Source organism: Butyricicoccus sp. AM05-1, assembly GCF_003474415.1.
In the GTDB taxonomy this organism is placed as follows: domain Bacteria; phylum Bacillota; class Clostridia; order Oscillospirales; family Butyricicoccaceae; genus Agathobaculum; species Agathobaculum butyriciproducens.
In genome coordinates this window covers 117,215-141,578 of record NZ_QUDG01000005.1, presented here as the reverse complement: position 1 = coordinate 141,578, position 24,364 = coordinate 117,215, and the positions used below count along the sequence as shown (strand labels likewise).

General features: G+C 57.3%; 23 protein-coding genes, 3 tRNA genes, 1 other RNA gene and 1 riboswitch. Of the genes, 2 read left to right on the top strand and 25 right to left on the bottom strand.

Going from position 1 to position 24,364, the window contains the following annotated elements:
• Window positions 1-34: 34 nt before the first annotated feature.
• The 8 genes from DW088_RS16745 to DW088_RS08980 form a co-directional block, all read right to left on the bottom strand.
• The gene (locus DW088_RS16745; protein WP_407926634.1) at window positions 35-115 is read right to left on the bottom strand and encodes a putative holin-like toxin; all 81 of its coding nucleotides are present in this window, start codon (window positions 113-115) and stop codon (window positions 35-37) included.
• A gap of 177 nt (window positions 116-292) precedes the next feature.
• Window positions 293-1,915 (bottom strand): mannitol dehydrogenase family protein, encoded by a 1,623-nt coding sequence (locus DW088_RS09010; protein ID WP_118360451.1) that lies wholly within the window; start codon window positions 1,913-1,915, stop codon window positions 293-295.
• A gap of 518 nt (window positions 1,916-2,433) precedes the next feature.
• Window positions 2,434-3,018 (bottom strand): folate family ECF transporter S component, encoded by a 585-nt coding sequence (locus DW088_RS09005; protein ID WP_118360450.1) that lies wholly within the window; start codon window positions 3,016-3,018, stop codon window positions 2,434-2,436.
• A 69-nt stretch (window positions 3,019-3,087) separates the two neighbouring features.
• A riboswitch (THF riboswitch) is annotated at window positions 3,088-3,190 on the bottom strand.
• Between the two features lie 212 nt (window positions 3,191-3,402).
• A tRNA-Leu gene (locus DW088_RS09000) sits at window positions 3,403-3,488 on the bottom strand.
• Window positions 3,489-3,510: 22 nt separating this feature from the next.
• Window positions 3,511-3,595 (bottom strand) — tRNA-Leu (locus DW088_RS08995).
• A 395-nt stretch (window positions 3,596-3,990) separates the two neighbouring features.
• Window positions 3,991-4,081 (bottom strand) — tRNA-Ser (locus DW088_RS08990).
• Window positions 4,082-4,167: 86 nt separating this feature from the next.
• A complete protein-coding gene (locus tag DW088_RS08985; RefSeq protein WP_118360449.1) occupies window positions 4,168-5,349 on the bottom strand; it encodes a phosphodiester glycosidase family protein in 1,182 nt (393 codons plus the stop codon).
• Window positions 5,350-5,575: 226 nt separating this feature from the next.
• The gene (locus DW088_RS08980; RefSeq protein WP_118360448.1) at window positions 5,576-7,294 is read right to left on the bottom strand and encodes a DEAD/DEAH box helicase; all 1,719 of its coding nucleotides are present in this window, start codon (window positions 7,292-7,294) and stop codon (window positions 5,576-5,578) included.
• 150 nt (window positions 7,295-7,444) lie between these two features.
• Here DW088_RS08980 and DW088_RS08975 point away from each other — a divergent pair, with 150 nt between their 5' ends.
• On the top strand, window positions 7,445-8,293 hold the full coding sequence (locus tag DW088_RS08975; RefSeq protein ID WP_147323825.1) for a putative manganese transporter: 849 nt from the start codon (window positions 7,445-7,447) through the stop codon (window positions 8,291-8,293).
• Between the two features lie 128 nt (window positions 8,294-8,421).
• Here DW088_RS08975 and DW088_RS08970 read toward each other — a convergent pair whose 3' ends face one another.
• The 3 genes from DW088_RS08970 to rnpB all read right to left on the bottom strand — a co-directional run bounded on the left by DW088_RS08970 (window position 8,422) and on the right by rnpB (window position 10,455).
• A complete protein-coding gene (locus tag DW088_RS08970; RefSeq protein ID WP_117751668.1) occupies window positions 8,422-9,033 on the bottom strand; it encodes a CpXC domain-containing protein in 612 nt (203 codons plus the stop codon).
• A 249-nt stretch (window positions 9,034-9,282) separates the two neighbouring features.
• Window positions 9,283-9,927, bottom strand: a complete 645-nt coding sequence (locus DW088_RS08965; protein ID WP_118360447.1) for a hypothetical protein — start codon at window positions 9,925-9,927, stop codon at window positions 9,283-9,285.
• Between the two features lie 197 nt (window positions 9,928-10,124).
• An RNA gene (rnpB, locus tag DW088_RS08960) (RNase P RNA component class A) lies at window positions 10,125-10,455 on the bottom strand.
• A gap of 104 nt (window positions 10,456-10,559) precedes the next feature.
• Here rnpB and murD point away from each other — a divergent pair.
• Window positions 10,560-11,921, top strand: a complete 1,362-nt coding sequence (gene murD, locus DW088_RS08955; protein ID WP_118360446.1) for a UDP-N-acetylmuramoyl-L-alanine--D-glutamate ligase — start codon at window positions 10,560-10,562, stop codon at window positions 11,919-11,921.
• Between the two features lie 111 nt (window positions 11,922-12,032).
• On the opposite strand, the gene DW088_RS08950 is transcribed toward murD, so the two are convergent.
• The 14 genes from DW088_RS08950 to DW088_RS08885 form a co-directional block, all read right to left on the bottom strand.
• The gene (locus tag DW088_RS08950) at window positions 12,033-13,343 is read right to left on the bottom strand and encodes an MATE family efflux transporter (RefSeq protein ID WP_199720425.1); all 1,311 of its coding nucleotides are present in this window, start codon (window positions 13,341-13,343) and stop codon (window positions 12,033-12,035) included.
• Between the two features lie 152 nt (window positions 13,344-13,495).
• Window positions 13,496-14,119 (bottom strand): TetR/AcrR family transcriptional regulator, encoded by a 624-nt coding sequence (locus DW088_RS08945; protein WP_158574648.1) that lies wholly within the window; start codon window positions 14,117-14,119, stop codon window positions 13,496-13,498.
• Between the two features lie 395 nt (window positions 14,120-14,514).
• Complete coding sequence (locus DW088_RS08940) at window positions 14,515-15,735, bottom strand: CapA family protein (RefSeq protein ID WP_118360444.1); 1,221 nt, start codon at window positions 15,733-15,735, stop codon at window positions 14,515-14,517.
• A 2-nt stretch (window positions 15,736-15,737) separates the two neighbouring features.
• Complete coding sequence (locus DW088_RS08935; protein ID WP_118360443.1) at window positions 15,738-16,223, bottom strand: pyridoxamine 5'-phosphate oxidase family protein; 486 nt, start codon at window positions 16,221-16,223, stop codon at window positions 15,738-15,740.
• 114 nt (window positions 16,224-16,337) lie between these two features.
• Entirely contained in the window at window positions 16,338-16,661 is a 324-nt protein-coding gene (hisE, locus tag DW088_RS08930) for a phosphoribosyl-ATP diphosphatase (RefSeq protein WP_110436493.1), read from the bottom strand.
• Between the two features lie 15 nt (window positions 16,662-16,676).
• Window positions 16,677-17,009 carry a phosphoribosyl-AMP cyclohydrolase gene (gene hisI, locus DW088_RS08925; RefSeq protein WP_117491101.1) on the bottom strand — a complete coding sequence of 111 codons (333 nt, stop codon included), beginning with the start codon at window positions 17,007-17,009 and terminating at the stop codon, window positions 16,677-16,679.
• 132 nt (window positions 17,010-17,141) lie between these two features.
• The gene (gene hisF / locus DW088_RS08920; protein ID WP_117751662.1) at window positions 17,142-17,906 is read right to left on the bottom strand and encodes an imidazole glycerol phosphate synthase subunit HisF; all 765 of its coding nucleotides are present in this window, start codon (window positions 17,904-17,906) and stop codon (window positions 17,142-17,144) included.
• Window positions 17,907-17,954: 48 nt separating this feature from the next.
• Window positions 17,955-18,668: a 1-(5-phosphoribosyl)-5-[(5-phosphoribosylamino)methylideneamino]imidazole-4-carboxamide isomerase gene (gene hisA / locus DW088_RS08915; protein ID WP_116704957.1), complete on the bottom strand. Its 714-nt coding sequence runs from the start codon at window positions 18,666-18,668 to the stop codon at window positions 17,955-17,957.
• Complete coding sequence (gene hisH / locus DW088_RS08910; RefSeq protein ID WP_117491095.1) at window positions 18,665-19,282, bottom strand: imidazole glycerol phosphate synthase subunit HisH; 618 nt, start codon at window positions 19,280-19,282, stop codon at window positions 18,665-18,667. The genes hisA and hisH overlap by 4 nt, the downstream gene beginning before the upstream one ends.
• 78 nt (window positions 19,283-19,360) lie before the next feature.
• On the bottom strand, window positions 19,361-19,936 hold the full coding sequence (gene hisB, locus DW088_RS08905) for an imidazoleglycerol-phosphate dehydratase HisB (protein ID WP_117491093.1): 576 nt from the start codon (window positions 19,934-19,936) through the stop codon (window positions 19,361-19,363).
• A complete protein-coding gene (gene hisD, locus DW088_RS08900; protein WP_118360442.1) occupies window positions 19,923-21,224 on the bottom strand; it encodes a histidinol dehydrogenase in 1,302 nt (433 codons plus the stop codon). Before hisD ends, hisB begins: the two co-directional genes overlap by 14 nt.
• A 108-nt stretch (window positions 21,225-21,332) precedes the next feature.
• A complete protein-coding gene (hisZ, locus tag DW088_RS16740; protein WP_118360441.1) occupies window positions 21,333-22,967 on the bottom strand; it encodes an ATP phosphoribosyltransferase regulatory subunit in 1,635 nt (544 codons plus the stop codon).
• Between the two features lie 85 nt (window positions 22,968-23,052).
• Window positions 23,053-24,033: a DUF3658 domain-containing protein gene (locus tag DW088_RS08890; protein WP_118360440.1), complete on the bottom strand. Its 981-nt coding sequence runs from the start codon at window positions 24,031-24,033 to the stop codon at window positions 23,053-23,055.
• Window positions 24,020-24,361, bottom strand: a complete 342-nt coding sequence (locus tag DW088_RS08885) for a DUF6054 family protein (RefSeq protein WP_118285354.1) — start codon at window positions 24,359-24,361, stop codon at window positions 24,020-24,022. Before DW088_RS08885 ends, DW088_RS08890 begins: the two co-directional genes overlap by 14 nt.
• Window positions 24,362-24,364: the final 3 nt, after the last annotated feature.

Sequence of the window (24,364 nt, the reverse complement as noted above, 5' to 3'; positions counted from 1 at the left end):
TAATTGAGGAAACGCCGCTCCTTTTCAGGGGCGGTTATCTTCTATGTTTCAGACATAGACTGATGATAGCAACGATCAGAAGACCGAACTGGAACAGATCGGAATAAGTGACCATGTCATCACCTCCCTTATGTTGGGAGGAACAACCTGTTTCACATCGTTGTTGACATTCTGAGTATAGCATATATTGCAATACCTTGTCAATCAACCGCCTTTTGTGGCGGTTTTTGTTTTATCTGCATACAAAAAGGCGAACCTTACGGTTCGCCTTTTGTCTTACGTTTTTCGGTAATTAAGAGAAAATCCACTCCTGCTCCTGCTCCTCGCCGCAGTACTTCTGCAGCGTCTCGCGGACAGCGTGCGGGCCGCGGTTCATCTCGCCAAACATGCGGACAACGGTCTCGCCTACGCCGATCTCAAACAGGTTGACACCGAAGTAGTAGCGGTTTGCCAGCAGCGGATACAGCTGGGCCTCGCTTACGTCGTCGCCCAGCTTCGGGTTGCCCATCAGCGCGCGGACATGCTCGATATTCGGGTCGGGGCTGAGGGTAAACTCGCTGCCGTTATCGTCCACGCCTTCCAGATAGCGCAGCCAGCCGGCCAGTACCAGCGGAATGTAAATCAGCTTGGTAGCACGGTGTGCGGGCAGCATGGAGTTATAGTAAGCGTACAGCGTAGTACCGAAGCGCGGCGCAATCTTACGCGAGGTATCGGTTGCGGTACGCTGCGGGGAATCCTGCAGGAACGGGTTCGGATAACGTTCGCCGAGAACCTCGTGCAGGAATGCCTCCGGGTCGATAACGCCCGGATCGGCTACCATCGGCATTGCCTCCTGCTCGCTCAGGCGCGTGATGAGGTTTACCAGCTCGGTGTCCTTCATCTCGTCGCTGATGCGGGTGTAGCCGAGCATGCAGCCGAATACGCCGAGGGCGGTATCCATCGGGTTCATGCAGGTGCTTACCTTCATCATCGCAGACTTCTCAACGATGTCGCGGCGGGTGATGATAACGCCGCACTGCTCGAGAGCCGGATGACCGTTCGGGAATGCGTTCTCGATGAGCAGGTAGTGCGGGCTTTCGGAGTTGACGTAAACAGCCGCGTGCGTGCCCTTTTCGGTTACGAACGGCTTTGCGTTCTCCAGACCGTCAGCCGCCAGCTTGTCTGCGATGCGGTTATCCGGATGCGGGGTAATCTTATCAATCATGGACAGCGGGAAGGTATTCTTCTTGAGCAGGAAGTAATACTCATCCTCGGTGATGAAGCCGCCACGCTGCCATGCGCGGGCCATGTGACGGACAGCACGCTCCAGACGGGTGCCGTTATCCGAGCAGTTATCCAGCGAAACGAGTGCCAGCGGAGACAGACCTGCGCGGCAGCGCTCGAGGCACAGTGCGGTCAGCTTGCCGAAGAAGGACTGGCAGCCTTCCGGACCGTTCTCGCGGTCGTGCTTGTAGTCCGGCAGGAACTCACGGGTGTCGTCCTGGATGATATAGCCCTTCTCGGTCAGCGTAAAGCTGATCATCTGCAGGCTCGGCGCCAGGAAAATGTCCTTCAGGCGCAGCATATCCTCGCTCAGCTTGAGGCTTTCGGTAACGGACGCAACCACTTCCTTGTTGATCGTGCCGTTGGAATACAGGGTGACAACCAGCGACAGATGATCGCAGGCGCGGTAGCAGCGGTCGATCAGCTCCTCATCGTAGCCGTCGCAGCAGATAATGCCGGTGTCGGACAGACCGGCGGTCAGCAGGCGCTGCGCCAGTACAGCCGGGAAGGCGCGGAACAGGTTGCCGGCGCCGAAATGCAGCCAAGTCGGTGCCTTGTGGGTGTTTTCGCGCACAGCGTCAATGTCGTACTGCGGCAGACGATAACCCTTCCATGCCACGTTATGTTTAATACTCTCTTTTGTAAGTTTCATAAAGAGGTCACTCCCTTTCAGCGAACGGACTGTACCGTTCTTCTCCAATCATATATAGTATAACAAAAAATCAGCCGTTTGCATAGGGAAAAACAGAATTATTCACAAAAAGCTGAAAGCGTGCTGCCAATGTTTTCAAATAAAACAAAAACCGCCCAAAAAGGCGGCTGATTGACTTTATTCGGTGTTATATGCTATAATCATTGCGGACACTGTTACATAAGGCGGTCAGACCCTCTTTTCCTTTCCCGCAGTCCGCGGCAGGAAGGAGGTGGCGCAAGTGCAGAAGAAAGCATTTCAGCTTTTTGTATGTGCGGTCATTGTACTGTACATTTTCTGTATAAAAGCGCGATGACCGTCCGGCTGGTACCCGAAACGGTCATCAAAATTTAACTGATGAAAGTACAAGGGCCTGACTGCTGTAACAGTGTCCCTTTGACTTTATTATAGCATATCCCCCGGCTTTGTCAAGCGACAGGCCGAGGGACTGTTTTTATCTTACGGATCATTCTCCATTTTCAATTCTCGATTTCCGTCGCCGCTTTTCCATTCGGCAGCGCGCCATAGATACGGTTGACCAGCTTCATGCCGAAGTAGACCAGCACGATCTCGATCGGCAGCAGAATCAGGTTTTTCGGCACGCGCGTAACGAGCAGCACGCTCATCGCCTTGCCGCCGGTGACGGTCAGCCACAGGGTGTTCAGGCAGATATTGCAGAACAGGTTGATGCAGGTCTTTGCGCCGATGGCACGCCATACGGTGACCTTGCGCGGATACAGCCACAGACCCCAGATCAGACCGCCGACAACGGCCGTCAGCGTATAGCCCGGGAAATACGCACCCATGGACAGGTTGCCCGCAAAGTAGCCGAGCACATCGGTGCACACGCCGGCCATCATGCCGACAACCGGGCCGAACAGCATGCCGATCGACGCATTGCACAGGAAGCCGAAGCCGATACGCAGGTTCGGCGGCAGCTTGATCGACAGACCGAGCAGATCCAGCGTGACGTTGATCGCAATGAGCAGCGCCGTGACCGCCAGACAGCGGGTGGACCTCAGCTCACGCAGCGAGCGGACAAAGATATTCGGAGTTTTAGACATAGAAAAAGACACCTCCTAATCAAATTCATCTGTTGCCACAGCGATTTAGGAAAGTGCCTAAACAGTTGCAGCAGCGGGATGCGACCACAATACCGCAAGGAAAAGGCTCCCTTTCGTCCGCCGAACAACTCCCCGTTTCAGCGGCACTTAACGCATTGTGCTCTACTCTGCTTTTTCTGTTATAATTGTACCACGGTTTGAGCAGGTGTCAATACAGAAAATCCACATTCTGTCGGCTTGGTTTTGGTGCATTCTGTGGAATTGGGTGAAATGGCAGACAATCTGTTAGACAAGGGCATCGGACAGCCTCCTCCCCCTGCTCCGATGAGCTTTCCGAAAAGTACAGAAAAAGAGCTTCAAACGTAAGTTTGAAGCTCTTTAACTTGGTGCGGATGGGGGGACTTGAACCCCCACGTCCTTGCGAACACTAGCACCTGAAGCTAGCGCGTCTGCCATTCCGCCACATCCGCATATTTGGTTGTTGAAAGAAGGTGGTGCGAGTGACGGGACTTGAACCCGTACGTCGATCGACACACGCCCCTCAAACGTGCCTGTCTACCAGTTCCAGCACACTCGCATTGATCTCTCGCGGTGAACCGCTTGTCTCTCAGCGACAAGATATATTATATCAGGGGTATCCCCCTTTGTCAACAAAATTTGCGAAAAAATTTGAGAAATTTTCAAACACCGTGAATTGTCGGTAAAATCGGTGAAATATCGAACTTTTTCGCGGCTTTTGCGGTGATTTACATGATAGAAAATTTGCCGTGCGGAGAAAAAATTTTGTTGATTGAGGAAAATTTTTCAGGTGGGTTCGAATCCCGCCTGCCCTGCCGGCGGAGAAGGTGGGATTCCTTTTCTGAGGAAAAGCCACGGCGGTTGCAGAGTGCCACCGGCACTCTGCTAAGAGCCGCCTTTCGAATCCCACTTTCGGTAAAAAATAAAGACCATCCGGATGGATGGTCTTTATTTTGGCGGAGAAGGTGGGATTCGAACCCACGTGGCGTGTTACCGCCAACTCGATTTCGAGTCGAGCTCGTTATGACCACTTCGATACTTCTCCGTATCGCGCCTGTCTCACAGGCGCTTATTTATTCTATCATGCAATGACGGAAAATACAAGTGTTTTTTCCGAAATCGTGATAATTTTTATTTCACCAGGAATGCATCCGGCAGATAACGGCCTTCCTCATTCTGGGAAAGCGTAGTCGGACTGGTGATCTCGCGGCCGCGATAGACCATAACGGAGGACGAGCCGCCGTCCAGCATGGACGCCTGATACGCGCCATACTGCTCCATGATCTCGCCGCAGCGCTCGATCGAAATGCCGAACGAGTGCATCTGACGGCCGTCAATGACCATCATGATAACCGTGCCGTCCTTCGCCTGACCGATGGCCGTGCGCGGCTGCTGCTCGTTCAGGCCGGTGCCTGCGACCAGATTCTCGCCGTTGATGATGAGCGCCGGGTGGAACTCCACCGCGTCGCGCAGGCTGGAGGTATCGTTAAACGCACCGACCTGCAGGTGATCCTCGTTGTCAAAGCCGATGATCTTCCAGCCGTCGCCTACTGCGTCCTGATACTTCTCTCCCCGGCTTTTCAGGAAGCCGTACACGGTGCCGCCCGTGCCGTTGCCGTCAAAATCGGCAAAGCCGGAGGCGTTGATGCCCAGAATGGCGTCATAATCTCTCACCATATCGGATACGAACGAGCCGTAATCGCCAAGGCCCTCGCTCGTGCCGACAAAGATATTCTCAGGCTTTTTGCAGAGCGCGATCTTGCCCGCGTACTCCATGCCGAGCGTGTCCTCGCCGGTCTGTTCGACGATCAGAATGCCGTGCTCGGCGTTGACCGCCAACACCGTGTCGCCCTGCCTGGTCTTGAGGCCGGTGTCGTAGTGCGTCTGGCTCGGCTCGCCGATCAGGTCGATGTTGATCTCGTCGTAGCCGTTCTCCAGATACTCCGGATTATCCGCCAGAAAGCTCTCAAATTCGCTCTCGTCCAGCTCACTGAACATGGCATAGAATTTGTCCTTCGGCGTTTCGGCGGTTTCTTTCTCCTCCCATGCGCCGTCCCAGTTGCTGACGATGCCCTCCTGCTTCTGGTTCATCAGGTAGCGCTTGGTCATCACCTCGTTGATGATATCCTCCGGGATAAACCAGGTGGCCAGCCACTGGTGTGTCATGGTGCCCATTGCGGTTTCGATATACCACTCACGCCAGCGAGTGACGAACGCGTTCGGTGTGTACAGAAGAAACGGATACACAACCGTGATGCCGATCAGAAAAAAGCAGGTCAGTCCCAGTGCGAAGCGGTGTTTTGCGCCGTTCATTCGTGTTGCTCCTTCTCTCTCAGTCCGGGAACCGCGGGATACGGTTCGGGTTTGTCTCTATCACTGAAGTTGCTGTCATAGCCAGAGTGCGCCGGATGAACGAGATCTTTTGTCAGCAGATAAGGCGTTTTCCCGCAGGAATCCTGACGGATTGCAAGGGAAAACAACGCAGTATGCTGGCAAAAAAGCCGTTCAGGCGGTGTGCAATGGTTATGACAGCAACTTCTTAACCTTTGCGGTTGTTGTTCGGGGTACGGCGGCGTCTATGACGATGGTTCGTCGTCTTGCTCTGTGCCGTCTTGTTCTGCTGCTGTGCGGGCTTCTGCGCAGACTTGCTGCCGTGTCCTCTGCCCTTCTTCTCCTGCTGCGGAGCGGCCTTGCCGTCCGCCTTTGCGGCACGAGCGGCCAGTGCGGCCTCGACCTTCCTGCGGATGCGCGCGGCAGCCTCATCGCTGAGCGCATACGCGCGGCTCGGCGTGTGGGCATCTACGCGCGGCTCGTTCTTCTCGAAGCGGGCGTACGGGTCGTTCCGGCGGCCTCTGCGGCTCGAATCATTTCTGTCGTTTCTGTCGTTTCTGCCCTTGCGGGAGCGCGGCGCGGCTGCCTTCGCCTGCTGCTCGGTCTGCTGCTCGGCGGCCTTCTCGCGGCGGGACGGACGCTTGACATTCGCTCTCGCCTGACGCGCCTTCTTCTTGGCTTCCTTTTCGCGGGCAGCGTCTGCGGCGACCTCCTCGGCGGTGGCGTTCTCGGAGACCGGCTTGCGGCGGCTGCGCTTGTTCGCGGTCTTGCGCTGACCGGACTCGCGCTTCTCCTCCTCCTTTTCCTCGTGCGGAATCTCACCGGCAACCGGAATGCGCTTGCCGATCAGCTTTTCGATATCCTTGAGGTACGGACGCTCGGAGCGGTCGCAGAAGGAAATCGCGGTGCCCTCCTGACCGGCACGGCCGGTGCGGCCGATACGGTGCACATAGGTTTCCGGAATGTTCGGCAGGTCAAAGTTGATAACGAGCGGCAGGTCGTTGATGTCGATGCCGCGCGCGGCAATGTCGGTCGCAACCAGAACCGCGATCTTGCACTCCTTAAAGTCCGCGAGCGCACGCTGGCGCTGATTCTGCGACTTGTCGCCGTGGATGGACTTGGTCTTGATGCCCGCACGGTTGAGGTCGCGCGCGACCCTGTCTGCGCCGTGCTTGGTGCGGGTGAACACCAGAACCTGGTGTACATTGCTTTGACGGATGATATCCGGCAGAAGTTCCCGCTTTTCCTGCTTTTCTACAAAATAAAGCTGCTGCTCGATCTTGTCCGCCGGTTTTGCGCTCGGCGTTACCGAGATATGCTCCGGCTCATGCAGCATTTTCTCTGCCAGATCGGCGATCTCTGCCGGAATGGTAGCCGAGAACAGCAGGGTCTGGCGCTTTTTCGGCAGGAATTTCACGATGCGCTTGACATCCGGGAAGAAGCCCATGTCCAGCATACGGTCGGCCTCGTCGAGCACGAAAAACTCTACCTTGTCCAGCTTTACGATCTTCTGGCCCATCAAATCCCACAGACGGCCCGGCGTGGCAATGAGAATGTCCACACCGCGTTCGATTGCCTCGACCTGCGGCACCTGCGATACGCCGCCGAAGATGACCGCCGCACTGCACGGCATGTAGCGCGCGTACTGGCACACGTTTTCGTAAATCTGCAGAGCAAGCTCGCGCGTCGGCGTGAGGATGAGCGCACGGATGGTGCCCTTTCCGCCCTCGCTCTTTGCCAGGCGCTGGATGATCGGCACCGAGAACGCACAGGTCTTGCCCGTGCCGGTCTGGGCGCAGCCCATCAGGTCGCGGCCCTCGAGCACCGGCGGGATCGCCTGCTGCTGAATGGGCGTCGGCTCGGAATAGCCCGCCTCCTTCAGTGCCTTGAGGATGTTTTTCTCCAACTTGAGTTCGTTAAATTTCATGGTAAATATTCGATTCCTTTTGCTATCTTTGGTATGCAGTCCGGCAAATCCCGCTTGCCTGCGGACTGGGTTCTGTGCTATACTTATTATAATTGTCCCTGAGACAATACGAATGTTATCAACCCACAGATCAACTATGAGGTGACCTATTTGTTAGAAATTATCCATCACGTTCTGCCGGAAGCATTTTTCGATGTACTCAAGACCGTACCGCTGCTGCTTATCGTGTACGCACTGCTGTACTACATCGAAAACCGGCTGACCAACACGCCGGAGCTGCTCTCACGTGCGGCGCAGTTCGGTCCGGTGGTCGGCGCACTCGCCGGCTCTATTCCCCAGTGCGGATTTTCCGCAGCAGCGTCCGCGCTGTTCTCGGCAGGCTTTCTTGCACCGGCAACGCTGGTTGCCGTGTTCCTTGCCACCTCGGATGAGGCGGTGCCCATCATGCTGGCAGGCGGCGCAAGCGTACAGCAGGTGGTGCTGCTGCTCGTGGTCAAGTTTGCGATCGCGGTCATCGGCGGCTATGTTCTGCGCTGCACCGTGTTCCGTAAGCACAAAGCCGGAACCGACGGCCCGCTTGAGATCGAGATGGGCGACTGCGGCTGTGAGACCTCGCCGGTGGCGAATATCCTGTCCCACACCATCAAGACCACCATCTTCCTGTTTGTCGTGCTGTTCGCGCTCAACATGGTCGTGCACGGCATCGGTGAGGAGCGCGTGGCTTCCCTCATGCTGACCAACAGCATCTTCCAGCCGCTGCTGTGCGCAGTGCTCGGTCTGATCCCGAGCTGTGCGATGAGCGTGCTGCTCAGCGAGCTGTTTGTCGGCGGCACGATCAGCTTCGGCGCTCTGGTTGCCGGTCTTTCCACCGGCGCAGGCTTCGGCTACATCGTTCTTCTCGAGGAGAAGGAAGGCCGTCATCGCGCCCTGCCGGTCATCGCGGCAACGTTTGCCACCGCCGTGATCGGCGGTACGCTGGTGCAGCTGCTTATCGGCTGAGAATGAAAAAACTAAGGCAATGCCGCATAATTGAACAAGAGCAATCTGTGAACAAATTGTGCGGTGTTACCCTAAGGATGTGTCAAGACGGCACATCCTTTTTTATGCCCTGCGGAGAAGGTAAACCGTCAGCCCATTTCATGCAGCAGCTCGAGTGCCTGATGCGCCCACGTCATATCAATGCGCGAGAACTCGCCGCCCGGCGTATACAGATAGGTTTCCACATCCGCGTGCAGGCGCTGATACGCCGCGCCCGGCATAGCGGCATACTGCTCCGCGCCGTCGGAAAGCACGGCCACGAAGCGGAAATCGCCCGTGCGCTCGTCTAATTCATGGAAGAGCAATTCGACAACATCGAGGTCGCGGTTCAGCTGTGCGAACAGCAGCAGCTTCATGATCTCGATGGTACGGTCGTCCAGACCACGCTCGAGGATGTTGATCTTCTCACGGAAGGTGTTGAGGCTGTCGGTCACGCGCAGGGTGTAGCCTGCCAGCGGATCAAATTCCGCCTTGGGAACCTGACCGTCCTCGGTCCACAGCCATACCATAAACTGGTTTGCCATGTCATGGTACAGGCACGGGTGTACGGCGAGCAGTGTCTCGCCGCAGTTTGGACATTTTACACGAAAGACAGACAGATCCTGTACCTTTGCCCGCAGCTCGGGATTTCGGTCGATATTGATATGGTCGATCACCTTGTGTTCGGTTTCCATATGACAGTGCGGACATTCGATCATCATAACAGTGGTTCCTCCCCTTGTGTTTGTCCAATTAAATTTTATTATAACACATTTATATAGCTGTAAGCAAGTTCGGATCATCAGTAATTCGGAATTAGCAGTTAGGAATTGTCGCTATCCTTGCGCGAGTTCCGTCTGCGCTGCGTCGAGTAATCGCCGGCTTTACCGCAGGGGCGAACAGTGTTCGCCCGCAAACCATTCAATCTCGGTATCAAAAGAAAGCACCTGCCGACCACAGGTGCTCCTTGTCTATTCCGCCTTGTAAATGCTGCCCTGTGCGACCGCAATACTTGAACCATCCATCGAGCCGCTGTATGAATCGTACCAGCGCGGAATCTCCTTGCCGTTTTTATCGTAAAAACGGAACATATCCTCCGACGGGAGCAACTCATCCGGCATGTATCCGGTCAGCTCGGTGCAGAGCAGAAAATACGGCTTTGCACTTTCGTTTTCCATCTCATAGGTCTGTCCGTACCAGTTGAGCGTCACCTTTGCGACCTGCTGTTCCGGGTCCTTGCCGCTCAGCAGCAAAAAATTGTGTCCGCCGCAGCAGGTGATATCGTAGTTAATGCCGGAATCGCCGGAGCCCATACTGTAAAATTTCCATGTACCGAGCCAGCTGCGTTTCGCAGTCATTTCGCCCAGAAAGCATTCCTGCTCGATGCCCTCCTGCGTCATTACATAATGCGCTGTGTCACCGATCACGATACCATCGTATACCGTTACACCGGAAAACATCGTCAGATTGTTCTCCTTTAGCATCTGTACCTGCTGTGCAAGCTCTGTTTCATCCAGCCGGTACGGTTTTACCGCGTAACTCGATTTGCCCGCCGCCCACACACAGACTGCTGTCACAGCCGCCATCGCAAGGATTCGTTTTCCCAGTCCTTTCATAAAATGCACCTCCCTATCTTACCTCAAGTATAACAAATTTTTCCGGCGCAGGATATGGAGAAAGCACAAAATGCAACGGCAATTTTTATGGAAATACATGAAGAAGGTTACACGATAGCGTTAATTTTCCATTCTCCATTTCTGCAGAATCTGCAGAAGGTAAAAGAAAAGCACCGCAGAAAAATCTGCGGTGCTATGGCATGACTGGTGCGTAAGCCGGGTTCTGTCGTGGACGGTCATCTATCTCGAATGCACGTTGCCGTGCATCTCAAGCCGCCAGTCGGGACGATCGGGCCAATCGTGGTCCCAGTCGGCGTTGCTGCGGATAGAGTTTACAGACCTCCCATGTTGCCATGGGACGTGGTGAGCTCTTACCTCGCCTTTCCACCCTTACCGTTCATAAAACGGCGGTATATCTCTGTTGCACTATTCCTAAGGTCACCCTCGGCGGACGTTATCCGTTATCCTTGCCCTGTGCAGCCCGGACTTTCCTCATGCCCGAAGGCACGCGACCGTCTGCACCAGTCATAAATAGCATTATACCGTAAAAATCGCCTGCCGTCAAACCGGACTTGCAAAATCATGAAAAATCATGTATACTGTTCCTCGTACAAAGGCGGTGTTACGCATTTATGACAGCATTAGAACAATACCTCGGCGGCCTGTCGGATAAGCGGGTCGGCGTAATCGGCGCGGGCGTGAGCAATATGCCGCTCATCCGTATGCTGCGCGCTGCAGGCGTGCGCGTTACCGTGCATGACAAAAAAGAACCCACCGAGCTTGGCGATGGCTATGCTACCCTCGCTACCCTCGGCGTAGACTTCGTTCTCGGCCCGCATTACCTTGATGCGCTCGATGAGGACGTTATCTTCCGTACTCCGGGTGTTCACCCGCGTTTTCTTGAGAAGGCGCGTGCAAACGGCTCGGAGATCACCAGCGAGATGGAGCTTTTCTTCGCGGTCTGCCCGTGTCCGATCATCGGCATCACCGGCTCGGACGGCAAGACCACGACCACCACGCTCGTCAGCGAGATTTTGAAGCACGCGGGCTATACCGTGCATCTCGGCGGCAATATCGGCACGCCCCTGCTCCCCCGCGTGGACACGATGACTGAAAACGACCTTGCAGTCGTGGAGCTGTCCTCGTTCCAGCTGATGGGCATGAAGCACTCTCCGCACATTGCGGCGATCACCAATCTGACGCCCAATCATCTGGACTACCACAAGGATTTTGACGAATATGTGCAGGCCAAGACTGCCATTTACCGCAATCAGGGCGAGAACGACAAGCTGATCCTCAATCTCGACGATGAGGTGACGCGCTCGCTCAAGGCATCCGGCAACCTGTTCTGCACCAGCAAAACGCAGGAGCTGGCCAACGGCGTGTTCCTCAAGGACGGCATGATCTACATCGCGGACGGCGGCGTGCGCCGTGAGCTGATGCCCGCATCCGACATCCGCATTCCGGGCGCGCACAACGTGTACAACATGATGATGGCGGCCGCCGTCGTGCAGGGCTACGCCTCTGACGACGATATCCGCGCCGTGGCGACCACGTTCGGCGGCGTCGAGCATCGCATCGAGTTCGTGCGCGAGAAGGACGGCGTGAAGTATTATAACGACTCCATCGCCTCCAGTCCGACGAGAACCATCGCAGGCCTCAATTCCTTCCAGCAGAAGGTCATTCTCATTGCAGGCGGCTACGACAAGCATATCCCCTACGATGTGCTCGGTCAGCCTATCTGCGACCATGTAAAGCTGCTGCTGCTCACCGGCGCGACTGCACCCAAGATTCGGGAGTGCGTGGAGAATATCGAGGGCGAGCATCCCCCGATTATCGAGGTGGAGAACCTCGAAACAGCCGTGCAGGAGGCCGCTGCCCGCGCAGAAAACGGCGATGTCGTTATCATGAGTCCGGCCAGTGCGTCGTTCGACCGCTTTAAGAATTTCATGGAACGCGGCAAGCTGTTTAAGGCGCTTGTGGAAGAGCTGTAAGGTTAAACGGTATCATAAAAGGACTGATCCGAGAGAATCAGTCCTTTTTTCGTGCAATAATAGAGAATGATATTTGAGGGGGAGAACCAACGCAAGCCACCACGCCATTTCTCAATTCTCAACGATGTACTTTCGCGCCCAGACAAGTGCGGCGACCGCCGTGACCAGCTCCACCATCGGGAACGTCAGCCAGACGCCATCGACGCCGAGCACCCACGCGAGCGGGAACAGGATCGGCGGCACAGCAATCACACCGCGCAGCAGCGAAATGGCAAAGCCCTGCACAGTCTTATCCGACGCGCTGAAAAACGCTGCCGTGACCATGTTCACGCCTGCGAACAAAAAGCCTGTGAAGTAGATCCGCAGGCCGCTCTCCGCATAAGCGGCAAGCTCCGGGTCATGCTCACTGTTGAACACCGCCGTCAGCGGCTCCGCGCCGAGGAAAACCGATACGCACAGCACGGCTGCAATCGCAAGCGCAGTACAGATGCCCCAACGGAACAGCCGCCGCAGCTGTTCCCTGTCACCGAGACCCGAGCTGCGGCTGACCAGCGGCTGTATGCCGGTGCACAATCCGGTAAAGACAGCGATTCCCACCAGAGCAAGATTTGCCACCACGCCGTAAGCCGCCACACCGGTATTGCCGCTGAGGCGCAGCAGCACCAGATTGAACAGCAGCAGCACCACGCCGGAGGCGATCTCACCGATGAGCGAGGACAGACCGGGCGCGCACAGGCTCGGCACACGGCTGACGCGCAGCGGCGTTTTGACAAGATGGAATCCGCGGGACGGCCTCCGCAGGTGCGTCAGCAGCACCAGAATGCTGACAAACGGCGAAAAGCCGGTCGCAAGCGCCGCACCGAACATGCCCAGTCCGCACGGGAAAATGAAAATGTAATCGAACACGATGTTGAACAGGCTGCCCGCGATCATGCCGCACATGGCAACGGTCGGCGCACCGTCGTTGCGCGTGAATGCCAGCAGCACGTTGTTCATCACGAAGAACGGCCCGAAGCACCACAGCATGCGCAGGTAGGTTGTCGTCATGCCGAGTGTCTGCGCGTCCGCGCCGAGCAGCCGCGCGATCGGCTGCGCAAAGCACAGTCCGCCGAGCAGGAACAGCGCGCCGAGCAGCAGCCCGAGTGCCGCCGCGTGCGTGAATACGCTGTCCGCCTGTCTCTGATCGTTCTGCGCCCGCGCGATCATGTACTGCGTTGCCGCGCCCACGCCGAGCATCAGGCCGATGCCGTTCATCAGGTTGTACGCCGGTATGGCGATGTTGAGCGCCGCCAATCCGAGCGAGCCCGTGCCCTGTGCGACAAAAAATGTATCCGCGAGAATGTAGCACGAAATGCCGATCATCCCCAGGATGTTCATCGCGGCATAGTGCCCGAATTCGCGCAAAGCTCCCTGTTTGTGCAATTTCTTCTCCTCCTCAAATTTTTATATAAAAAGTGATCGACCCTTCCCGGAATACACCGAAAAGGGCCGATCTGCAATGCTATCGACGGAAAACATTGCTTATTTACGAAGCATCCTTAATATACCATTTCCCCATAGAAATGTCAAGTGGCTTATTCGATCGGAAAAGCACTTTTTTTGTCAAATGCTGCAAAACAGTCCAGTCCGTGCCACATCAACCCCATCAAAAGCGATACAACCTGCTCGGTCGGCGTGTCCTGCGCTCTGGTCGCCCAGGTGGACAGCATGGATACCATGCCCGAAATGATATACGAAAACACAAGCAGCTTCCGCTGCTCGCTCATTTCCGGCATCATGTGCATATCCCAGCCGTCGAGGAAGGCTTCATACGTCATGGTCTGCAGCTTGCGTACAAAATACGGGTCTCCCTGCTCGCTGCACAGCACCTGAATCACCTTCATTATGCGCGGATTGTTCCGGATCTGTTCCAGAAAGTCGATAAAGAATTCCTTGATCTCCTGCAGCTCGCGGCACTCCCGTTCGTGCATCGGCGCATGCTCGCGCATGTGCTCGATGATCTCGTCCTCGGTCGTGCGAAGGATGTCGGTCACGTCCTTGAAATGCAGGTAGAAGGTCGAGCGGTTGATGTCCGCTCTCGCGCAGATATCCTTGACCGTGATAGAGACCAGCGGCTTCTCCAGAATCAGGTCGATTAGGGCTTCACGCAGTGCAGATCGCGTAAAGCGCACTCTGCGGTTGTTTTTGGCTTCGGGCATGCGCATTTTCCTCCTTGGTGCTCAGCAGGACGTTTTTCTGTGGATGGTACTTATTTTATCAGCGTTGTGTCCGCAAGTCAACACCGTGTCGAAAATCAAATGTTACCAAAGTGTTAAAAAACCAGCAGGGAAACCTGCTGGTTTCAGTCTGTCGATAAAGTCAATCTATCGTTTTTATTTTTCGTGCGGCAGCACGCATAAAATAGAATTTGCACAGCAAATTCATAATTCCCGGGGGCGTGTACCTCGGGAATTATACAAGGGACTAAAAATTGTGCCCGTAGGGCGCGGCTTTTCGTCAAGATTCGATTGAAAGCGTGGTTTCAATCGAGAGGATGCTCGAAAAACGGAGTTTTTCGACAGCCTCAAACCAGCAGGGAAACCTGCTGGTTTTCTTATGCTGCAAGCGAAAGCACCTCATCCGTGCCGAAGATACGGTGCATATCGGAACGTCCCTGCTTCATTCGGTCATATACCGACCGGTTTACAACCGACGTATCCCCCTGCTCAAAATCTTGCATGGATTTCCGAATATCCAGCAGGCGGTAGCGTCCCTCGTTGGAGTCGCTTGCGTGCAGCATGAACATCGGCGCGTACTCCGCGCCGGAAACCGTCACCTGTCCGGTCTCGCCGCTTCTGGTGAGTGTCAGCGTGACAGCCGCCGTCAGGTTGGTGTACGGGTCAAACTGGTTGGAGATCAGGTTGCCGAGACAGTAGCACAGATAGCCTGTGCGGCCGTCCGGCAGCGTCCGCAGCTCCATCGGCTGCGGCACATGCGCGTGCCCGCCGAGCACCAATGTCGCGCCGTGCGCAAACAGGTAGTCCGCCAGCTGCTCCTGCTGCTCGGACGGCTCGGTGTGGTACTCGTTTCCCCAGTGTACATACACGGCGATCGCATCCGCACCGGACTGCCCCGCCTTGTCCAGATCCGACTGGATGAGGTCGTAATCCACCACACTGCAGTCGGTCATGTAGTCGGTCGTGTAGACGCTGACGCTGTACGGGTGCTCGCTGTCCACCGGCAGGCCGTTTGTGCTGAAGGTGTACGCCAGCATGGCCAGTTTGATGCCGCCCACGTCGATGATCTTCACCGCATCGCGCTCCTGCTGTGTGCGGTAAGTGCCGACATGCTCCAGACCGGCGGCGTCCAGCACATCCAGTGTGCGGACCAGACCGCTGTACCAGGTATCCATGCTGTGGTTGCTCGCCGTTGAGAGCAGGTTAAACCCGACCGTTTCCAGGCCGTAGGCCAGCGCATCCGGTGCGCAGAACTGCGGATAGCCCGAATACGGCGGACCGTTGAACGTGGTCTCCAGACAGGCCGTTGCGTAATCCGCAGCCTCGTAATACGGTCTTGCGTCCGCAAATAGGTGCGTAAAATCATACGCTTCGCCGTTCCACGCATCCGCGACAAGCGGCATGTGCGCCACAATATCGCCCGCCACGCACAGGGTCGCTGTGGTGTCCGGCTGCACCTCCGGCTCCTGCCGAACGGTCTCCTCCGGCTCCTGCAGGCGCGGTGCATCCTCCGGCAGATTCCGCCAGATCAGCACGCCCGCTCCCGCCAGCAGCACCACCAGCACGCCTGCCAGAATTTTGGTCCCGATGTGCTTCATGCTCATCCCTTCGGCGCCTTGCGCGAGGCCTCAAACGACTCCGCGCGCACGCGCATCACCTCGGTGACGGACAGAGCCGCGTCCGTGTACGTCCAGCCGCCCTTGCCGGTCTGGTGCTGCATGATAACGTCCAAGCCCTGCCGTTTCTCGTCATTGTCCTTTGCAAATTCCACCTTGCCGTACCCCACGATGGACGAGAACGCATAGCTGTACCGGCAGGCCAAGTCGCCCTCGCCGGTCAGACCCTCCTCGCAGTCCAGCTCAAAGCAGATACGCGGGTCCGCCCTCAGCGAATCAATCTTCTTGCCCTTCACGCCGCCGTGAAAGTAGAGCGTCAGCCCGTCCTCATCCCAGGTGTAGCCAAAGTTCATCGGAATGACGTACGGCCAGCCGTCCGTGCCGGTCATGGCGACGCGGCAGACCTTGCAGGCCTGCAGGATCGGCTCGATGTTCTCTCGGCCGGTGATTTCTCTGTCTTTTCTGCGCATATTGCTCACCTCAAGTTCATCATACCATATTCCTTCCGACAAAACAATAAGACCTGTGCATTTTTGGCACAGGTCCTATATTGTCTCGAAACTGCAGTCTTGCAGCAGTCTAAATCAGGTGTTGTGGTCGGAAACGTGGAATTTCTTCAGGTTGCCGATCTTCTGGGCGCGGATGTCCATTTCCTTGCAGACATCCTCCATGGTCACGCCGCACTCGTTCATCATTACCATCATGTGGTAGAATACGTCGTTGATCTCACCGACCAGCTCGGCCTTGTCGCCGTTCTTGGCTGCAATGATGGTCTCGGCGCACTCCTCGCCAACTTTCTTGAGAATCTTGTCAATGCCCTTCTCGAACAGATAGCAGGTGTATGAGCCTTCCTGCGGCTCGGCGCGGCGCTGCGCGATAACGGCTTCCATTTGCTCAAACGAATTCATAATGCTGCTCTCCTTTTACTTTTCTTCCGGCTTCTCCCACAGCGTGGTGAAAAAGCAGGTGCGGTGTCCGGTGTGGCAGACCGGACCCTTGGGCGTGCCGACATAGATGAGCGTGTCATCGTCGCAGTCGGACAGAATCCTGCTGACAAAGATAAAATTGCCCGAGGTCTCGCCCTTGTTCCACAGCTTCTGGCGCGAGCGCGAGAAAAACCATGCCGTTCCGGTGTCCATCGTCAGCTGCAGGGCCTCCTCGTTCGCGTAGCCGAGCATCAGGACTTCGCCGCTGCGCTCATCCTGGCAGATAATCGGCACCAGAGGAGCCTTTTTGAAAAATTTAGATAATTCCATTGTATTCACCTTTTAATTGAGAATGGAGAATGGAAAATGGAAAATGAATGTGCCGCGCAAAGCGCGGAATTTAATGCGGTGCTTCGCACCGTTCCTTAATTCTCAATTCTCCATTTTCAATTCTCAATTACTTCACCGTCTTACAGGAATGTTACGTTCCTGCAAATGTTCCTTCACCTCGCCCACGGTCAATTCCCGATAATGAAACAGACTGGCTGCCAATGCGGCATCGCAGCCGGTTTTCTCGAACACCTCGGAGAAATGCTCGAGCGAGCCGCAGCCGCCGGACGCGATGACCGGAATGCCGACCACCTCCACAACTGCCTTGGTCAGCTTTAGGTCAAAGCCGGACTTGGTGCCGTCCTTGTCCATCGAGGTCAGCAGGATCTCACCCGCGCCGCGCTCGTAAACCTCTTTCGCCCACGCGACCGCGTCCTTGCCGGTCGGGGTGCGGCCGCCCGCAACGTAAACCTCAAAGCCGGACGGCATTTCGGCGTTCGCGCGCGCGTCGATGGCAACGACCACGCACTGGCTGCCGTATTTCTCCGCAGCGGCGTTCACCAGATCGGGATTCTTGACCGCCGAGGAATTGATGGAAATTTTATCTGCACCGGCGCGTAAAATCTCGCGGAAATCGTCCACGGTGCGGATGCCGCCGCCGACCGTGACCGGCACGAATACCTCACGGCAGGTGCGGCGCACAACGTCGGCAATGGTATCGCGGTTGTCGCTCGTGGCGGTGATATCGAGGAACACGATCTCGTCCGCGCCCTCCTGCGAGTAGAACTTCGCCAGCTCGACCGGGTCGCCCGCGTCGCGCAGTCCGACAAAGTTCACGCCCTTTACCACGCGCCCGTCCTTTACGTCCAGACAGGGGATGATGCGTTTTGCTAACAAGTTTTTCACTCCGTTCAAATCGAAGGTTCAATCGTAACCGTAGAGCGGTTACTTGGCCTGTTCGATGGCCTTTGCCAAATCGAGGGTGCCGGTATACACCGCCTTGCCTGCGATTGCACCATCAATGCCGAGCTTTTTCAGGCCTGCGATATCCTCAAGGGTGGACACGCCGCCGGACGCGATGATCTCGCAGGAGACCGAGGCGCGCAGCGCCGCCAGCTGGTCAAAGTTCGGACCGGCGAGCATGCCGTCCTTGTCAATGTCGGTGAAGATGATGTGGCGCACGCCGATGGACTCCATGCGCTCCGCGAACGCGATGTAGTTCTCACCGCTGTCGCCCAGCCAGCCGTCCGTGCGGACGGTCTCGCTCTTGGCATCGATGCCGACAACGATCTTGTCGCTGTACTTTTTTACAGCCTCGGCTACGAATTCCGGGTCGCGGACAGCCGCCGAGCCGATGATAACGCGCGAAACGCCCAGTGCAAGCACGGTCTCGACATCCTGCATGGAGCGAATGCCGCCGCCAAGCTCCACGGTCGCGCCGGTCTCGCGGATGACCTGCTCCACCACGCCGTAGTTCGCGTGCGAGCCGTCCTTCGCGGCGTCAAGGTCAACCATGTGTACAAGGTCTGCACCGGCATCGAGGAACCGCTGTGCGGTCTCGACCGGGTTTTCTGCTACTTTATGTGCAGTGCCGTAGTCGCCTTTCTGCAGGCGCACGCACTGACCGTCTTTTAAATCAATCGCGGGGATAACTCTCATTTTCCCACCTCCGTCAGTTTTGCAAAGTTGCGAAGCATCGCAAGTCCCACTTCACCGCTCTTTTCCGGGTGAAACTGGCAGCCGAACAGGTTCCCCCGCGCCACCATGGCAGGCACACGCGTGCCGTAATCCGTCACGGCGGCAAGGTCGTTTTCGTCCGCCGGATGCGCCATGAAGCTGTGCACGAAATACACATAGCTGCCGTTTTCCAGACCCTCGGTCATGGCATTCGGACGCAGAATGTCCAGCGCATTCCAGCCGATCTGCGGCAGCTTGAGCGCCGTTTCAATGCGCTCAATGCGTCCCGGCAGCAGACCCAGACCCTTGCACGGACGCACCTCGTCCGATTCCTCGAACAGCATCTGCATGCCGAGGCAGATACCGAGGAACGGCTTTTCCTTTGCAGCCTTCAGCACCGCCTCCGTCAAACCGGAGTCGGTCAAAGCCGCCATCGCATCCGGAAACGCGCCGACACCGGGCAGGATAACGCCCGCCGCGTTATCGATCACGTCCGCCGAAGCCGCGATTTTATTTTCATAACCCAGGTAATCGAGCGTGTTGTGTACGCTCATCAGATTGCCTGCGCCATAATCTACGATTGCAATATAACTCATGTTGTACCTCTCGGAATCTGTTCCGCAGGGCGGGATGACCTCATCCTGCCGTAACGGTTGGCACCATGTTTATGAAATTTAGAGAACACCCTTCGCGCTCAAAACGCCGCCGCCGGTAACCGCAACGGCCTGCTTGAGCGCGCGTGCAAGCGCCTTGAACAGCGCCTCTGTGATATGGTGCGCGTTCTCGCCGTACTCGCACTTGAGGTGCAGCGTCAGTCCGGCGTGTACCGCCAGCGCACGCATGAACTCGACCGTCAGGCAGGTGTCGTACTGGCCGCACATCGGCTGCGGCATGGGGGCATCGAACACGAGGTACGGGCGGCCGGAGATATCCAGCGCGCAGAAGCCGAGCGCCTCATCCATCGGCACGAACGCCTGACCGAAGCGCGCGATTCCGGCCTTGTCACCGACACACTGCGCCAGTGCCTGACCGAGCGCGATGCCGCAGTCCTCGACCGAATGGTGACCATCCACCTCCAGATCACCCTTGCAGGTGAGCGTGAGACCGAAGCCGGAATGCACGGCAAAGCTGTTCAGCATATGGTCGAAAAAGCCGATGCCGGTGTCGATCTTGCGGTCGCCGCCCTCAAGCGTCAGCTTGAGCGAAATGTCGGTTTCCTTGGTCTTTCGTTTGATTTCAGCGGTTCTCATTGTCGTTTTCCTCCGCAAAGCGCACCGCGATGGAGTTTGCGTGCGCGTCCAGATGCTCGCTCTGCGCGAGCGCGATAATATCCTGTGCGTAGCTTTCGAGCGCGTCCCGCGTGTACTCGATAACGCTGGTTTTTTTCAAAAACGTGTCCGTGGACAGCGGCGAGAAGAAACGCGCCGTGCCCGAGGTCGGCAGAACGTGACACGGGCCTGCCATGTAGTCACCGAGCGGCTCCGGGGCGTACTGCCCGAGGAAGATCGCGCCTGCGTTGTGCAGGTACGGCAGCAGCTCACGCGGAGCGGCGGTTACGACCTCCAGATGCTCGGGTGCGACCACATCAGCCATCCTGCAGGCGTCCTTCAGGTCATCAAACACGATGGCGCAACCGTAGTTCGCAACGCTCTCCTTGATGATATCCCACCGCGGGAGCTGCTTCGCCTGCCGCTCCATCTCACACGAGATCGCCTGTGCCTGCGCCATGGAATCGGTCAGCAGGACGGCGGAAGCCAGCTTGTCGTGCTCGGCCTGACTGAGCAGGTCGGCGGCAACGTAGGTCGGGTTGGCGGTGTGATCGGCAATGACAAGCACCTCGGACGGACCGGCGATCATGTCGATATCGACCGTGCCGAACGCCAGCTTCTTGGCTGCCGCAACAAAGGCGTTGCCCGGGCCGACGATCTTGTCCACCTGCGGGATAAAGCCTGCGCCGTAGGTCAGCGCGGCAATCGCCTGTGTGCCGCCGATGGCAATAACGGTATCTACACCGGCGATCTTCGCCGCCGCGAGGACTTCGTTCGACATATTCTCGGTCGGCGGCGTTACCATGATAAGCTCACCGACGCCGGCAACCTTGGCCGGAATGGCGTTCATCAGCACGCTCGACGGATACGCTGCCGTGCCGCCCGGCACATAAATGCCGACGCGCGAAAGTCCGCGCACGGTCTGACCGAGTGTTTCGCCCCCCGAGCGGTTCCACTCCCACGTTTTGACGAGCATCTGCTCGTGGTAGTCGCGGATGTTCGCCGCCGCCTTTTCCAGCGCCGCGATGAGCTTCGGGTCGCAGGCGTTGTACGCGTCGTCAAGCACCTCCGACTCGACAATGTACGGCGCCTTGCCGTCAAACCGCTCGGCGTACTCCACGACCGCATCCCAGCCGCGCTGCTGTACGTCCGCCATCACACCGCGGACAATCTGCTCAATATCGCCGCGCGCACCAGCCGCACGGGCTTTCATTTCGCGGATAACCTGCTGCTCTGCCTGTCCGTCCGCGAGGACTGTTTTCATAAACATTGTGGTATTCCCCTTTTGTGTCAACCGTTTTCGTCCACCGGCATTGGTATCAATATTCCGTAGGGCACCCCGCCCTATGGATATGATTTATATTATATATGTATTGGCTTACTTCTCCAAGCCACTTTCCAGTTCTGCAATAACCTTCTGAATCGCTGCCTTCTTCATCTTCGCGCTTGCGAGATTGACGATAACTCTTGCCGAGATGGGCGCTACATTCTCAACGACCTCGAGGCCGTTCTCCTTGAGCGTCGTGCCGGTCTCCACGATATCCACAATGCCGTCCGCCAGCTCGAGCAGCGGCGCCAGCTCGACCGAGCCTTCGATCTTGATGGTCTCAACATCCATATTCTTCTTATTGAAGAAGGCCTTGGTGACCGCCGGATACTTGGTAGCGATAACCGGGGTCTTATAGCCGCCGTACACGTCCTTGCCCTTCTTGGTGGCGAGGGCAAAGCGGCACTTGCCGAAGCCGAGGTCTACCATTTCGTAGAAGCTGCCGCCCTTTTCCATGATGGTATCCTTGCCGACCACGCCCATGTCGCACACGCCGTGCTCAACGTAGGTGATTACGTCCGCTGCCTTGGAAAGCACGATCTCCACGCCGCTGTCCGGCAGGGTGAAGATGAGCTTGCGCGTTCCGGCCTCCAGCTCGGAGATATCGCAGCCTGCGGCCTTGAGCAGCGCGAGCGTTTTCTTCTCCAGACGGCCCTTGGTCAGTGCGATACGCACGGTATCCCGGCGGGTTGCGACCTCGGGACGGCTCTGTCCTGCAAGGCTGTCGGCAACGCTCTCCACGTCAATGCCGAAGCCGCCCGCGGGCATATCCTTGCCGAACTTGGCGCACAGCGCGTTGTAACGGCCGCCTGCGAGGATGGCCGCGCCCGCTCCGCCGATGTAGCCGCGGAACATGATGCCGGTGTAGTAATCCATCTCGTGGACAAGGCCGAGGTCGATCATGATACGGTCGCCGTAGCCTGCCTCATCCAGTGCCTGATACAGTCGGCGCAGATAAGCGGTCGCGCCGAGCACGCGCACGTTGCCGGTGAGCGACTCGACCTCGTCAAGCACCTCGATGCCGCCGAACAGGTTCGGCATAGCGCTGAGCGCCTTTGCGGCGGGCTTGCCCTTAAACGGCTCAAGTGCGTCACCGAGCGCGGCAAACGACTTGTTTTCGATCAGGCGGCGGATGCCCTCGGCGGACTGTGCATCCGCGCCAAGCTCATCCATCAGCGCCTTGTAGATCTCAGCGTGACCAAGCTCTACGCGGAAGTTGTCCGCGCCGGTCTTGCTGAGTGCGGCAAACGCAGCCGTGAGAATGTCCTTGTCGGCCTCCAGACCGTCCGCGCCGATAAATTCCGCGCCGACCTGCAGAAACTCGCCCTTGTGGCCGTGGTCGCCGGACACCGAACGGAACACCTTCTGGCTGTAATACAGGCGGACCGGCAGCGCCGCGTCATCCAGTCGGGTGGCCGCGATACGCGCGATCGGCGTGGTGTTATCCGGACGCGCCACGCAGATCCGGCCGGACTTGTCGATGATCTTCAGCATCTGATCCTGATCCAGCTCGGGGTTTGCCTGCGCAAATACATCAAAATACTCAACCGCCGGGGTGATGATCTCGCTGTAGCCGCGCTCCTCCAGCGCGTCGCGCACAGCGTTTTCCGTCTGCCGCAGCGCACGGCACGAGGAAAATAACAGGTCTCGGGTACCCTCCGGGGTGGAAATACGAAAACGGTTCATGGCTCCGCTGCTCCTTTATCACTTTATCACGATGAAATGATACCATATCAAACCAAGGTCTGTCAAGTCCTTATTTTGCATTCGCTCAGCAGGTGCGCTTGACGCTGACGCCCCAATACGGTGCGCCGCCAGCCTCCTGCGGCTCGGTGCGCACGAGCGCGACCCGTCCTGCATCTGCCAGCGCGCGCAGACGGCGGTAGATCAGCAGGTCACCGACGCGGCTGCACATTTCAGCATCGATCTTTGCCATTGCGCTGCCGATGGCGACGGCCGCTGTTTTTTCTGTCTTGCTGACGCAGGAAAGGATAATCTCGTCGTAGAAATCCTCACCGACCGAGCGCACCTCCCCATTCACGACCGCGCGGAGCATCGCGTCCTCACGCACAAGCTGCGCCCACTGTTCGGCGGCGCGCCGGCGTTCCTCATCGGTGAGCCGCCGCCGCTTTTCCCAGAAATACGGCGCGGCGCGATACTCCATCTCGCCGACAAGGCCGTAGCGCACCGTGCCGCCCGCGCGGGTCTCCTGACGCGCCAGCTTTTTGCGTTTTCGCAGATACCACCACGTCAGCGGATGGCGGAACAGCCGCCAATACCACGGTATCTTATCATCCATCATGACGGCGATGGCAGTCGCGCCGCCGATCGTGCCCTCTGGCTCGCGCAGTTCGGTGAGCGGCATCTCGCTCACCTCGACCAGCCAGATCGGAACGTCCCTTCCCTGCAAGCGGTTGATCAGGGACAGCATCATGCACCGCTCTGCGGGGCAGTCCTGCGCCGTCCATAGCACGATTTCATCCGCGGTATCGAGCGCAGTCGCCGCCCGCTCGTTCTCGCGCACGAAGGCATCGGACGTGTCCGCATCAAAATCCGCATAGCGTACCCGAAGCATCTGCTCACGCGCCGCCGGATTGTTCCAGTTTTGCAGTGTGCCTTCGCTGAGATCGTCCTGCGGGCCGAAAACCTCGGCTTTGGGGAACACAGAGGGATAGCATATCTGCGCTTCCCGCAGAAGGGCGTGCGCGCTGTCTCCCCAGCAGAACCAGCACGAATGTTTACCGTCTTGCATAGTTCTCCACGATCGGCACCAGCTTTTCCAGAAAACTCTCCTCGCCGAGGGTATTGAGCTTGAAGAACACGGCCTGACTGCCGCCCGAAGTGATGGCGGAGAGAAACAGGTCGCGGTCGTTGCCGACCAGAGTGACATTCATGCTGACGCGGTTGCCGCCCATGTAGCTGTAACGCTCGAACACGCGCACCGCGCAGCGGACCGTGCCGTTTGTCCAATCCGAGCCGTTCTCGTAGGACGCAGACATGCTGCCGTTCAGCACGCCGTCCGTTACAAGCTCCAGCAGCTCGTCAAAATTTCCCGTCAGATGCTTTTCGTACTTTGCCATAAT